Raw genomic sequence first — 11234 nt, 5'->3', positions numbered from 1 at the left:
GCGAGCGCTGCGCCTCGACCTCCAACCGCAATTTCGAGGGCCGCCAGGGCCGCGGCGGTCGCACCCACCTGATGAGCCCGGCCATGGCCGCGGCGGCCGCCATCGCCGGCCACATCGTCGATGTCCGGGAGTTCCTCTGACATGAACTCGCGCGCCCAGTTCCTGACCTGGTGGGGTCTGCCCATCCTCTGCGTCGGCTTGGGCGCCGTGGCGGCCACCTATGCGGGCGACGGCGCGGGCTCTGGCTCGCAGGCGCCGAAGCTGATGCATCTCGGCCTGATCGGCGTCTATTTCGTCGCCGTGGGCTTCCTGGCGGTGATCTTCCGCATCCGCCAGAACCAGGTGGCCCTGGAGGACCGCAAGCGCTTCGAGAAGCCGGTCGAGGCCGCCTTGATCGCCATGTGCGCGCCCATCCTGGCCGCCGGCCTGTGGGTGTTCGCCACCGGCTTCATGGCCGACTTTGGACCCAGCCAGACCATTCGCGGCAAGCTGCAGGCGGTGGATCAGGTCGGAGCCTTCGGCCGCAGCTACGCCATCGATCTCGACACCACCGCCCATCCCCTGGTCCTCGAATGCCGCGTGCGGCGGAACTGCGGCAGCCCGACGCCGCTGCTTCGGCTCAAGTCCGGCGCCCCTGCCGAGGTCGAGATCCTCAACCGTCGCGTGCTCGGCATGAGCCTCGACGGGCGCCCTGTGGTCGATCCCGCCCGCCAGCGTTTCTGGCGGCTGATCTTCGGCGGCGCGGCCCTGGCTCTGATGGTGGTCTACACGGCCGCCTTCATCGGCGTGTCTATCCAGCTCCTGCTGATGGACGACGACGAGGCCGAACCCCTGGACAGCGACGGCGCCGCCGCGAGTTTCCAATGATCACCGCCCTGGACCATGTCGCGCTGGCCGTGAGCGACCTCGACGCCGCGGTGGCGGGCTACACCGCCTTGCTGGGCCGCCAGCCCAACTGGATCGGCGGCGACGGCGGCGCGCGCCACGCCTGGTTCCAGCTCGGCAACATGGCGCTCGATGTCATCGCCCCCGCCGGCGAAGGTCCCTTCGGCGCGACGATCGCCCGGCATATCGAAGCCCACGGCGAGGGGATCTGGGCCCTGGCCTTCACGGTGGAGGACGCCGAGGCCGCCCACGCCCTGGTGACCCGGCGCGGGATCGGGGCGGTCAAGCCGCACTCCACCCGCTCGACCCACGACGACGGACGCAAGCGCTACTGGACCAACTTCTCCCTCGACGCGGCCGACACCGGGGGCCTGAACATCCTGCTGGTGGGCCCCGCCCGCGACGGCTCCACCTGGCCCCTGTCGCAGGCGGTCGGCGACGAGGCCGCCGCCGTGCCCCTGCTCGATCATGTGGTGGTCCACACCGCCAATCCCGAGCGCGCCGTCGCGGTCTATGGCGGCCGGCTGGGCCTCGACCTGCGGCTGGACCGCTCCAACGCCGACTGGGGTGTGCGCCAGCTGTTCTTCCGCGCCGGCTCGGCTGTGGTGGAGATGGGCGCCAGCCTGAAGGCGCCGGTGTCCGACGCCCCCGACAGGTTCGGGGGCCTGGCTTGGCGTGTGACCGACGCCGACGCCGCCCGCGCCCGCATCGCCGCGGCCGGCTTCGACGTCTCCGAGGTCCGCGCCGGCCGCAAGCCGGGCACCAAGGTGTTCACCGTCCGCTCGGGCGTACCCGCCGCGCCGGCCCTGATGATCCAGCAAAACGCCGAGACCGCCGACCGATGAAAGCCTTCACCCGCCTCGACGCCAAGGTCGCGCCCCTGCCCCTGGCCAATATCGACACCGACCAGATCATCCCCAAGCAGTTCCTCAAGACGGTGGAGCGCGAGGGGCTGAGCAAGGGCCTGTTCTACGACCTGCGGTTCGACGAGCAGGGCCGGGAAAAGCCGGACTTCGTGCTGAACCGCCCGGAGTACAAGGGCGCGGGCGTGCTGGTGGCCGGCGACAATTTCGGCTGCGGCTCGAGCCGCGAGCACGCGCCCTGGGCCCTGATGGATTTCGGGATCGACTGCGTGATCTCGTCCAGCTTCGCCGACATCTTCTACAACAACTGCTTCCAGAACGGCCTGCTGCCCGTGGTGCTCAAGCCCGAGGAGGTCCAGGACCTCATGGAGGAGGCCAAGGGCGGCAACCACATGGTCACGGTGGACCTGCAGGCCCAGACCGTGGTCTCGCCCTCGGGCAAGACCTTCGCCTTCCAGATCGATCCTCAGCGCAAGGAGAAGATGCTGAAGGGCCTCGACGCCATCGGCGAGACCCTGCAGAAGGCGCCCTCGATCGACGTCTATGAAGGCCGCCGCGCCATCAGCCAGCCCTGGCTGGAACGGGCATGAGCATCATCATCGCCGGCACGGTCCGGGTCCCCTCCGAGAACCTCGAGCGGTTCAAGCCGCACATGCTGGCCATGCTCGCCGCCAGCCGCGCTGAGGAGGGTTGCATCGAATATTCCTACGCCGAGGACGTGGCCGAGCCCGGACTGGTTCGGGTCCACGAGGTCTGGCGCGACCAGGCCTGCCTCGACGCCCATTTCCAGACGCCGCACATGGCGACCTGGCGCGGCCTCTGGCCGGCGTTCGGCGTCGCCGACCGCAGGCTGTTCCTCTACGAAACCGCCTCGGCGCGGCCGCTGTAGCCCAGCAACAGGTTGGCGAGCCGTTCGGCCGAGCCGGGCGCCAGGCCCATCAGCAGATTGGGCTCAATGACCTCCAGCTCCATCAGCAGCGGCCCCGGGGCCGAGGGCACGATGTCGACCCGCGCGTAGGCGACGGGCTCGCCGACCGCTTCCAGCACCTGATGGCCGAAGGCTAGTTCCTGGTCGCTCGGCGGATGCGGAACCGAGGCGGAATAGTCGATCCCAAAAGGCGACTTGAGAAAGGCGTGGCTGAAGCCGCCGCCCAGGAAGACCAGGGAGCGCTCGCGCTCGGTCTCCACCGCGGCCAGATAGGGCTGGATCATCGCCTCGCGGGTCTCCGTCAGGCCCGCCAGATGGGCCGCGGCCTCGTTCGCGATCTGTCCTGTGGCGAAACGCTTGGTTCCGAAGGCGCCGCCCGAGATGGTCGGCTTGACCACCACCTCGCTCCAGCCCCGATCCGCGCAAAGCGCCGCCAGGTCCACGGTCTCGCCCTTTCGCACGAACAGAGTGGGGACCACCGGCACGCCGCGCACCTCGAGATCGGCGAGGTAGCGCTTGTCCATGTTCCAGCGCAGCACCCGGTGCGGGTTGACCAGACGGGTCTGGGAGGCCGCCAGGCCCAGCCAGGCGGCGAACTCGGCGACCCGGTGGAAATAGTCCCAGGTGGAGCGCAGGATCGTCACCGGCGAGGCGGACCAGTCGACCGAAGGGTCGCTCCAGACCGCGAACCGCGCCCGCGCGCCGGTGGCCGCCAGGGCCCGGGCCAGCAACTGATCGTCGTCTCCGCCGTCCGGCAGGCGCTCGTAGGTGACCAGGGTCACGTCGAAGGACATCGGCCATCTCCGGATATGACATAATGATATAAACATATCCTTATGTCATAATTGGTCAAGCCTTGTGCGCCCGCCGGGCTTCCCGTTCGGCGCGCCATCCCCTAGGAGACCCCTCGAAACGCCAGACGAGGGTTCCCGCCATGACCGACCTGCTTCTCCTGCCCGGCGACGGCATCGGCCCGGAAGTGACCGCCCAGGTGCGGCGCGTCGCCGAGGCCCTGACGCCATCGCTCTCCATCGAGGAGCGGCTGTTCGGCGGATCGAGCTATGACGCCCACGGCGTTCCTCTGACCGACGAGGCGCTTGACGCCGCCAAGTCCGCCAAGGCGGTGCTGATGGGCGCCGTCGGCGGCCCCAAGTGGGCCGGAACCCCCCGCGACAAGCGCCCGGAGGCGGGGCTGCTGAATCTGCGGGCCGGCATGGAGGTGTTCGCCAACCTGCGCCCGGCTCTGTGCTTCAACGCCCTGGCCGACGCCTCGACCCTCAAGCGCGAGGTGGTCGAGGGCTTGGACATGATGATCGTCCGCGAGCTGACAGGCGGCATCTATTTCGGCTCGCCGCGCTTCATCGAGGACCTGCCCGGCGGCGGCAAGCGCGCTGTCGACACCCAGGTCTATACGACCATGGAGATCGAGCGCGTCGCCCGGGTAGCCTTCGAACTAGCCCGCGGCCGGCGCAACAAGGTCCACTCGGCGGAGAAGTCCAATGTGATGGATTCCGGCCTGTTGTGGCGCGAGGTGGTCACCGACCTGCACCAGCGCGAGTTCGCTGACGTGCAGCTTGAGCACATCCTGGCCGACAACGCGGCCATGCAGATCGTCAAGAACCCCAAGCAGTTCGACGTCTTGGTCACCGACAACCTGTTCGGCGACATCCTGTCGGACGCCGCGGCCCAGCTCACGGGCTCCCTCGGCATGCTGCCCTCGGCGGCTTTGGGCCTGCCCGGCAAGCCCGGCCTTTATGAGCCGATCCATGGCTCGGCGCCGGATATTGCGGGCCAGGACCTGGCCAATCCCCTGGCCGCGATCCTGTCCTTCGAGATGGCCCTGCGCTGGTCGCTGGACCAGGCGGCGGCCGCCGACCGGCTCTACGCCGCGGTGGTCAAGGCCCTGGACGGCGGCGCCCGCACCCGCGATCTGGGCGGCGCGCTGTCGACCCGGCAGATGGGCGACGCGGTGCTGGCGGCGCTCTAGGTGCGCCTCATGAGGACGTGCATCGGCGCCACACGGCGGCGCGCGACGACGGAACGCACCCGGCAGCGGTTGCATTTTCGCGCCGGATGTCACATGTCAGCGCCCGCATGAGAGACTTGAAGAACAACCGTTTCGACGAACGCGCCGCCGCCTCCCTGGAGGCCAAGAAGGCCCTCCTGGCGAAGATGAAGGTCAAGCCGACCGTCACCGCCCCCGTCGCCCCTGACCGCGCCGCCCAAAAGGCCGCCGAGCTGGCCGAACTGCGCGCCAAGCGTGAAGCCGAGCGCAGTGAAAAGCGCCGGATCACCGCCGAGGCCGAGGCCCGCAAGGCCGAGATCGAGGCCTTCGACAGCGAGACCCGCGAGCTGGAGACGCGCGCCGCCCAAAAGGCCGCCCGCGACGCCCGCTACGCGGCGCGCAAGCAGAAGCGCCGGTAAGCTCCAGCTAGTCGGGGTGATCGGCCGCCGAGGCCGGCGCCACGTGCGGCGGGAAGGCCAAGGCCAGCGGCTCATAGCGCGCCCTGGCCGCCTCCAGCCGCGCCCGCATCTCCACGGCCGCATCCGGGTGATTGAGCGCGACGCTGTAGGTCTCGCCGGGATCCAGGTCCATGTCGAACAGCAGCGGATAGCGGTCGAGCGGGATGTCGTAGGTCCGGTAGTAGGACTGCGCCACGTACTTCCACCGCGCCGTGCGTACGGCCGCGACCTTGGCGTTGTTGAACAGCACGATCTCCTCGTGCGGCGATGTCGCCCCGGCGCGGAGCACGCCCGACAGGTCCTGCCCATCCAGCTCGCGGTCGTCCACCGGCGCGCGACCGGCCATGGCCAGCAGGGTCGGCAGCAGGTCGAGATTGCTGGCCAGGGCCGAGTTCACCGTCCCGGCGGGCAGGGTTCCCGGCTGGCGGGCGATGAACGGCACCCGGAAGCCGCCGTCCCAGGCGCCGCCGCCCTTGCGGTCGCGGAAGGGACCTGAGGAGCCCTCGAACCAGGGACCGTTGTCCGAGGTGAAGATCACCAGGGTGTCCTCGTCGAGGCCGAGCGCTTTCAGATGCGCCAGCAGCCGCCCGACATTGAGGTCGATCTCCTCGACCACCTCGCCATAGGCGCCGCCCGGCGAACCGGTCAGGTCGTCGGGATTGGGCTTCAGCGGGATGTGGGGCGCGGTCAGGGCCAGCAGGACGAAGAACGGGGTCTCGCGGTTCTGCTCCACGAAGGCCTCCGTCTGACCGAAGAACCATTCGGTGAGCTTGGCGAAGTCGGCCTTGCCCTCGCTCATCGGAGTCGTGGCGCTGTCGAAAATCGACAACGGTTTCATATCGTGACTGTAGGGCAGGCCGTAGAACCGGTCGAAGCCGTAGGCCATCGGTGGCCAGTGCGGGGCCGCGTGGCCCAGGTGCCACTTGCCGATCAGGGCCCGCGCATAATCCTCGCCCAAGGCCTTGGGGATGGTCAGGGCGTCCGGCGGCAGGCCGGTGGTGTCGGCGGGCTGGATCACCTCGTGGGCCAAGCCGTTGCGGATCGCGTACTGGCCGGTCAGCAACCCCGCCCGCGACGGCGTGCAGACATTGGCCGAGGCGTAGAAGTCGGTGAGCCGCACCCCTTCGGCCGCCATCCTGTCGAGGTTCGGGGTGCGGATCACCTTGCCCCCGTCACAGCCGAGATCGCCGTAGCCGAGGTCGTCGGCCAGGATGACGATGAAGTTGGGCGGCCTCATAGGCGGGGTCCTCTCGCGCGAACGCTCACCTCGCCCGGTCGACGCGGGGGCCGTCAAGCCTCCCCTAGAGCTTCAGGACCCAGGTCTCGCCGACCAGGTCGACGCCGATGGTGCGGTGGGGCGTGGAGTCGACGAGCTCGAACCCCGCGGCGGCGTAGATCTCGCGCGCGGCCGTCAGGATGCTCTGGGTCCACAGGGTGATCTCGCCGTAGCCCGCCTCACGGGCGAAGGCGACGCACTCCGCCACCAGCCGCTTGCCCAGCCCCAGGCCCCGGGCCGAGGGCTCGACCAGCAGCAGGCGCAGCTTGGCCTGGTCGCCCTCGCCCTTGACCAGGAAGATCGAGCCGACGATCTCCCCGCCCCGCTCGGCGATCCAGCAGCGCTCGCGAGCCGGATCGAAGTTTTGGATGAAGTCGGCGGCGATCCTGGCCACCAGGGCCTCGAAGGCGTCGCCCCAGCCGTACTCTCGGGCGTAGAAGACCGCGTGCCGCCAAGTGACCCAGCCCATGTCGCCGACCCGGTGCGGGCGCAGGATCACCTCGCCGGCCGGCGGCGCGCCCAGCAGGCCCTCGATCTCCCGCATGGCGTCGACCAGCCGCGCCCGCTCCGGGGTGGCGAGGCCGCCGAGGATCCCCTCGACCGCGCCCTCGGCCGTCTGGCGCAGGCCGTTATAGGCCTCGATGCCCGCCGAGGTCAGCCAGATGGAGACGCTGCGGCCATCCTTGCGGGAGGTCTCGCGGACCATCAGCCCCTCGCCCTCGAACCGCTTCAGGATGCGGCTGAGATAGCCGGCGTCCAGGCCCGACGCCGCGGCCAGGGCCTTGGGGGTCACCCCGGTCGGCGACTGGGCGACCTCGTACAGCACCCGGCCCTCGGCCAGGCTGTAGGGCGATCCCAGGTGGGCCTCGTCGAGGGCGCCGATGGCGCGGGTATAGAAGCGGTTGAACCGGCGCACGGCCGAGATCGGGTCCTGAAGCAGCATGGCCAGCCTCCCGATCCCAGTTGGCGCGAGTTAATTGACTGAGTCAACTATCATCGTCACACCTTGAATCCTCAGGCTTTTTTCGGCGCTGAGGCGCGCTGGCGCAGCAAGGTGAGCAATTCGGACCCGATCTCCAGCCAGGTCGGCGAAAGCCCTGCCGTCAAGCCCTCCGCCCAGACGGCGCGGCGGCGCTCGGCCTCCGCATGGGCCGTCTGTCCCGCCTGGGTGAGGTTCGCCAGCTTGGCGCGGGCATGGCCGGGATTGTCCTGGAAGGCGATGAGCCCGGCCGCCGCCAGGTCGTCGGCCAGCCGCTGGACGCCCTGGCGCGCGACGCCCAGGACCCGGGCGAGCTGCGACACCGTCCTGGCCGCGCCCTGGTCGGCCAGGGCCGCCAGGACCCGGGCCCGGGCGTGGCTGAGGCCAAGATCCGACAATAGCTTGTCATCTGCGCTCACCAGGGCGTCGTGAGCCCGATGGGTCGCCGCGATCAGCTTCGTGAGCGAGTCGTTCGACATGACAGGCGCACTCTGCGGCTTTGACACAGCATTGTCAAAAGGCCGACACTTGGCTCGGACCTGCCCGCGCCGCTACAGTCGAGCCCATGCAAGCCTTCCTCCTCCGCGCCGCCCATGACCGCATCGCCGATCGGCTGCCCGCCGCGGCCCCCGACCTGGACGTGGTGGTGCTGGAGCCGGACGGCGGGCTCACCCTGAACGGCGCGCCCTTCGATCCCGCCGATCTCAAGCCCGAGATCTGGTGGCTGAGCCTCGAGGCCTTCGGCGCCCAGCGGCAGGCCTATTTCGGGCGCCTTCGCGACAGCGAAGATGCGCGCTGGGTCCAGACGGTGTTCGCCGGGGTGGAGCATCCCAGCTTCAAGCCCCTGGCCCGCGGCGGACTGAAGGTGACCAACTCCAGCGCCCAGGCGCCGGCCATCGCCGAGTACGTGGCCATCCACGCGCTCAGCCTGCTGCATCCCATCGACGCCCAGGCCCGCCACCAGGCTGCGCGCGAATGGAAACCGGTGGACTTCCGCGAGGTGGGGCAGAGCCGCTGGCTGATCATCGGCTTCGGCAATATCGGCCGCGAGATCGCCGCCCGCGCCAAGGCGTTTGGCGCCCATGTGGAGGCCGTGCGCCGCTCGGCCGGCGCCGAGGGCCTGGCCGACGCGGTCTCCACGATCAAGGACCTGCCCTCGCGGCTGCCCCAGGCCGACGTGGTGGTCCTGGCCTGCGCGCTGAACGACGACACCCGTGACCTGGCGAACGCTGCGTTCTTCGCCGCCATGAAGCCCGGCTCGATCCTGATCAATATCGGCCGCGGCGGCCTGCTGGACGAAGACGCCCTGCGCCTGGCCCTGGACGCTGGCAAGCCGGCTCATGCGGTGCTCGACGTCTTCAAGACCGAGCCCCTGCCCGCAGATAGCTGGATCTGGGACCATCCCAAGATCCGCGTCACGCCCCACGCCTCCAACCGCGGCGCGCTCACCGGCGCGCGCGGCGAGGCGCTGTTCCTGGAGAACCTGGGCCGTTACGTGCGCGGCGAGCCGATGCTCAACGCAGTCAGCCCGGCCGACATCGGGGTGGGCTAACCCTCGACCGTCATCTGGGTCTGGAGCACCAGGCAAAGCAGTTTGCCGTCGGCGTCGGTGATCTTCGTCTGCCAGACGCTGGAGCGGCGGCCGATGTGCAGGGGCGTGGCCTCGCCCTCCACCGTGGTTCCGACCCTGGCCGAGCCCAGGAAGTTGGTCTTGGACTCCAGTGTCGTGGTCCGCGCGCCGGGCGCCAGGTTCAGGAAGCCGCCAATGGCGCCTAGCGCATCGGCGAAGGCCATGAAGGCCCCGCCGTGCAGGATGCCGCCCGAGGTGCAGAGGTCTTCACGGACCGTGAGCCGGCCGGTGACGCGCGCCTTGCTCCGTTCGACGATCTCCACGCCCATCAGGTTGGAGAAGGGCATGCCGGTTTCGGTGGTCATGGAGCGCTCCTGGGCCGTGATCAGGCGCTAGCGGAGGGCTCCAGCGGCGTGGGGTCAATGACCTCTTGGGTAACAGGATCGGTCGCGGTGTTCTCCGCGGTCTCGACCGGCAACACGACCGGCGGCGGCACAGGCGGCTCCTCGACCGGGGCCGGCGGCGCGGGCGGGGTTGCGCCCAGGGCGAGGGCGAGCTCGGCCATGGTCACCTTGCCGTCGCCGTCGCCGTCCAGGCGGTCGAAGGCGCGCTCCGCATGGGCGGCACGCCCCTTGGCCTGACCGGACTTGCCCGGCAGGGCGTCCTTCAGTTCCGTGAGCGAAAAGGCGCCGTCGTCGTCGCCGTCGATGGCCGCCACCAGCTTCTCGGCGATGCTCTCAGGGGTGGGGGCCGTCTGGTTCTTGATCAGGGCGTCGAGGGTCTTGGGACCGAAGCGGCGGGCGGCCGGCGGCTCGGCCGACATGGCCGCGGGCTCGGTCGAAGTCGCCTGGGCGGCAAGAATCGCCTGGGCGGGGCGACCATTCTTGCCGTGTCCGCCCTTTTCCAGCTTGGCGAGTTCCGAGACGCTCAAGGCGCCGTCGCCGTTGGCGTCCAGCTTGGCCGCGATCCGTTGCTGGGCCACGGCCGTGGGGTCCTCGGCCTTGGCGGGCTTGCGATCCAGCAGGGGCGCGATCTGCGCCACGGCGGGCTTTCCGTGCGATAGGCCGTTGACGGACATGGCGGTACTCCGGTTGACGTCGCAGGCTCAGACGCAACCCCCGTGCCAGGCGCCTTCGGGCGCACTATCTAGGTCCTTGGGCGCCATCGCCTTGCGCGCGGGAAGCACAGGGCGTAACGGGACGCTCCGCGACAAGTCATCTAGAGGAGACCGCCATGGGCTATCGGGTAGCCGTGGTCGGCGCCACGGGCAATGTGGGCCGCGAGATGCTGAACATCCTCGAGGAAGTGAACTTCCCCGTCGACAAGATCCACGCGATCGCCAGCCGCAAATCCATCGGGGTCGAGGTCTCCTTCGGCGACAAGATCGTCAAGTGCGAGGACGTCGAGCAGTTCGACTTCACCACCGTCGACCTGGTGCTGATGAGCGTCTCGGGCGCCTTCTCCAAGGAGTGGGCGCCGAAGATCGGCGCCCAGGGCCCCATCGTCATCGACAACTCCTCGGCCTGGCGGATGGACCCCGATGTGCCGCTGATCGTGCCGGAGGTGAACCCCGACGACGTCAGCTACGCGGCCAAGAAGAACATCATCGCCAATCCCAACTGCTCGACGGCCCAGCTCGTGGTGGCGTTGAAGCCCCTGCACGACCGGGCGCGGATCAAGCGCGTCGTCGTGGCGACCTACCAGTCGGTTTCCGGCGCGGGCAAGGAAGGCATGGACGAGCTCTGGGACCAGACCAAGGGCGTCTTCGTCCTGGGCGCGCCGGAGCCCAAGAAGTTCCCCAAGCAGATCGCCTTCAACGTCATCCCCTTCATCGGATCGTTCAACGAGGACGGCTACACCGACGAAGAGGCCAAGATGTGGAACGAGGTCCACAAGATGATCGACCCCTCGATCAAGCTGACGGTCACCTGCGTGCGCGTGCCGGTGATGGTGGGCCACTCCGAGGCGGTGAACATCGAATTCCATGACCCGCTGGACGCCGACGAGGCCCGCGACCTGCTGCGCGAGAGCCCGGGCCTGATCGTCATCGATCAGCAGCACGACAAGGGCTACATGACCCCCAAGGAGGCCCAGGGCGAATTCCCGGTCTTCGTAAGCCGCATCCGCAACGACACCACCGTGGAGCACGGCCTGAACCTGTGGGTCGTGGCCGACAACCTGCGCAAGGGCGCGGCGCTGAATGCGGTGCAGATCGCCGAACTGCTGCACGAGCGTGGCCTGATCAAGACGAAAGCCATCGCCTAGGCTGA

The 11234-nt window shown here is 69.3% G+C and carries 15 protein-coding genes; 9 read left to right on the top strand and 6 right to left on the bottom strand.

Translation table 11 applies throughout. The features are described from left to right. From Q8Q77_RS04770 to Q8Q77_RS04750, 5 genes are all read left to right on the top strand, one after another. Window positions 1–140, top strand: a 140-nt coding sequence (locus tag Q8Q77_RS04770) for an aconitase family protein (protein WP_305581491.1), incomplete at its 5' end; no start/stop codon positions are given. A 1-nt stretch (window position 141) separates the two neighbouring features. Next, window positions 142–867, top strand: a complete 726-nt coding sequence (locus Q8Q77_RS04765; RefSeq protein WP_305581701.1) for a hypothetical protein — start codon at window positions 142–144, stop codon at window positions 865–867. Next, window positions 864–1730, top strand: a complete 867-nt coding sequence (locus Q8Q77_RS04760; protein WP_305581699.1) for a VOC family protein — start codon at window positions 864–866, stop codon at window positions 1728–1730. Before Q8Q77_RS04765 ends, Q8Q77_RS04760 begins: the two co-directional genes overlap by 4 nt. Continuing rightward, window positions 1727–2338, top strand: coding sequence for a 3-isopropylmalate dehydratase small subunit (gene leuD, locus Q8Q77_RS04755; RefSeq protein ID WP_305581697.1), 612 nt, complete (start codon window positions 1727–1729; stop codon window positions 2336–2338). Before Q8Q77_RS04760 ends, leuD begins: the two co-directional genes overlap by 4 nt. Next, window positions 2335–2637, top strand: a complete 303-nt coding sequence (locus Q8Q77_RS04750; protein WP_305581695.1) for a putative quinol monooxygenase — start codon at window positions 2335–2337, stop codon at window positions 2635–2637. Before leuD ends, Q8Q77_RS04750 begins: the two co-directional genes overlap by 4 nt. On the opposite strand, the gene Q8Q77_RS04745 is transcribed toward Q8Q77_RS04750, so the two are convergent. Beyond that, the gene (locus Q8Q77_RS04745; RefSeq protein ID WP_305581693.1) at window positions 2607–3470 is read right to left on the bottom strand and encodes a RimK family alpha-L-glutamate ligase; all 864 of its coding nucleotides are present in this window, start codon (window positions 3468–3470) and stop codon (window positions 2607–2609) included. The genes Q8Q77_RS04750 and Q8Q77_RS04745 overlap by 31 nt on opposite strands. A 140-nt stretch (window positions 3471–3610) precedes the next feature. Between Q8Q77_RS04745 and leuB the strand changes: the two genes are divergently transcribed. Continuing rightward, complete coding sequence (leuB, locus tag Q8Q77_RS04740) at window positions 3611–4663, top strand: 3-isopropylmalate dehydrogenase (protein WP_305581691.1); 1053 nt, start codon at window positions 3611–3613, stop codon at window positions 4661–4663. 107 nt (window positions 4664–4770) lie between these two features. Then, on the top strand, window positions 4771–5100 hold the full coding sequence (locus Q8Q77_RS04735) for a DUF6481 family protein (RefSeq protein WP_305581689.1): 330 nt from the start codon (window positions 4771–4773) through the stop codon (window positions 5098–5100). Between the two features lie 7 nt (window positions 5101–5107). Here the strand turns inward: Q8Q77_RS04735 and Q8Q77_RS04730 are convergent, their stop codons facing one another. The 3 genes from Q8Q77_RS04730 to Q8Q77_RS04720 form a co-directional block, all read right to left on the bottom strand. Continuing rightward, on the bottom strand, window positions 5108–6376 hold the full coding sequence (locus Q8Q77_RS04730) for a sulfatase (protein WP_305581687.1): 1269 nt from the start codon (window positions 6374–6376) through the stop codon (window positions 5108–5110). A gap of 64 nt (window positions 6377–6440) precedes the next feature. Continuing rightward, the gene (locus Q8Q77_RS04725) at window positions 6441–7358 is read right to left on the bottom strand and encodes a bifunctional helix-turn-helix transcriptional regulator/GNAT family N-acetyltransferase (protein WP_305581685.1); all 918 of its coding nucleotides are present in this window, start codon (window positions 7356–7358) and stop codon (window positions 6441–6443) included. Window positions 7359–7429: 71 nt separating this feature from the next. Beyond that, a complete protein-coding gene (locus Q8Q77_RS04720) occupies window positions 7430–7873 on the bottom strand; it encodes a MarR family winged helix-turn-helix transcriptional regulator (protein WP_305581683.1) in 444 nt (147 codons plus the stop codon). An 86-nt stretch (window positions 7874–7959) separates the two neighbouring features. On the opposite strand from Q8Q77_RS04720, the gene Q8Q77_RS04715 reads away from it, so the two are divergent. After that, window positions 7960–8946, top strand: coding sequence for a D-2-hydroxyacid dehydrogenase (locus tag Q8Q77_RS04715; protein ID WP_305581681.1), 987 nt, complete (start codon window positions 7960–7962; stop codon window positions 8944–8946). Here Q8Q77_RS04715 and Q8Q77_RS04710 read toward each other — a convergent pair. Both Q8Q77_RS04710 and Q8Q77_RS04705 read right to left on the bottom strand, forming a co-directional pair. Further along, window positions 8943–9329, bottom strand: coding sequence for a PaaI family thioesterase (locus Q8Q77_RS04710; protein ID WP_305581679.1), 387 nt, complete (start codon window positions 9327–9329; stop codon window positions 8943–8945). The genes Q8Q77_RS04715 and Q8Q77_RS04710 overlap by 4 nt on opposite strands. A 20-nt stretch (window positions 9330–9349) precedes the next feature. Next, window positions 9350–10042 carry an EF-hand domain-containing protein gene (locus Q8Q77_RS04705; protein WP_305581677.1) on the bottom strand — a complete coding sequence of 231 codons (693 nt, stop codon included), beginning with the start codon at window positions 10040–10042 and terminating at the stop codon, window positions 9350–9352. A gap of 155 nt (window positions 10043–10197) precedes the next feature. On the opposite strand from Q8Q77_RS04705, the gene Q8Q77_RS04700 reads away from it, so the two are divergent. Further along, complete coding sequence (locus Q8Q77_RS04700) at window positions 10198–11229, top strand: aspartate-semialdehyde dehydrogenase (RefSeq protein WP_305581675.1); 1032 nt, start codon at window positions 10198–10200, stop codon at window positions 11227–11229. Window positions 11230–11234 lie beyond the last annotated feature (5 nt).

The organism is Phenylobacterium sp. (genome assembly GCF_030698145.1).
Classification (GTDB): domain Bacteria; phylum Pseudomonadota; class Alphaproteobacteria; order Caulobacterales; family Caulobacteraceae; genus Phenylobacterium.
This window is presented reverse-complemented; position numbering and strand designations above follow the sequence as displayed.

Coding starts and splice junctions, on each gene's coding strand:
- Q8Q77_RS04725 (WP_305581685.1), bottom strand. CDS start 7,358: ATGCTGCTTCAGGACCCGATCTCGGCCGTGCGCCGGTTCAACCGCTTC.
- Q8Q77_RS04705 (WP_305581677.1), bottom strand. CDS start 10,042: ATGTCCGTCAACGGCCTATCGCACGGAAAGCCCGCCGTGGCGCAGATC.
- leuD (WP_305581697.1), top strand. CDS start 1,727: ATGAAAGCCTTCACCCGCCTCGACGCCAAGGTCGCGCCCCTGCCCCTG.
- Q8Q77_RS04710 (WP_305581679.1), bottom strand. CDS start 9,329: ATGACCACCGAAACCGGCATGCCCTTCTCCAACCTGATGGGCGTGGAG.
- Q8Q77_RS04750 (WP_305581695.1), top strand. CDS start 2,335: ATGAGCATCATCATCGCCGGCACGGTCCGGGTCCCCTCCGAGAACCTC.
- Q8Q77_RS04735 (WP_305581689.1), top strand. CDS start 4,771: ATGAGAGACTTGAAGAACAACCGTTTCGACGAACGCGCCGCCGCCTCC.
- Q8Q77_RS04715 (WP_305581681.1), top strand. CDS start 7,960: ATGCAAGCCTTCCTCCTCCGCGCCGCCCATGACCGCATCGCCGATCGG.
- Q8Q77_RS04720 (WP_305581683.1), bottom strand. CDS start 7,873: ATGTCGAACGACTCGCTCACGAAGCTGATCGCGGCGACCCATCGGGCT.
- Q8Q77_RS04700 (WP_305581675.1), top strand. CDS start 10,198: ATGGGCTATCGGGTAGCCGTGGTCGGCGCCACGGGCAATGTGGGCCGC.
- leuB (WP_305581691.1), top strand. CDS start 3,611: ATGACCGACCTGCTTCTCCTGCCCGGCGACGGCATCGGCCCGGAAGTG.
- Q8Q77_RS04730 (WP_305581687.1), bottom strand. CDS start 6,376: ATGAGGCCGCCCAACTTCATCGTCATCCTGGCCGACGACCTCGGCTAC.
- Q8Q77_RS04760 (WP_305581699.1), top strand. CDS start 864: ATGATCACCGCCCTGGACCATGTCGCGCTGGCCGTGAGCGACCTCGAC.
- Q8Q77_RS04745 (WP_305581693.1), bottom strand. CDS start 3,470: ATGTCCTTCGACGTGACCCTGGTCACCTACGAGCGCCTGCCGGACGGC.
- Q8Q77_RS04765 (WP_305581701.1), top strand. CDS start 142: ATGAACTCGCGCGCCCAGTTCCTGACCTGGTGGGGTCTGCCCATCCTC.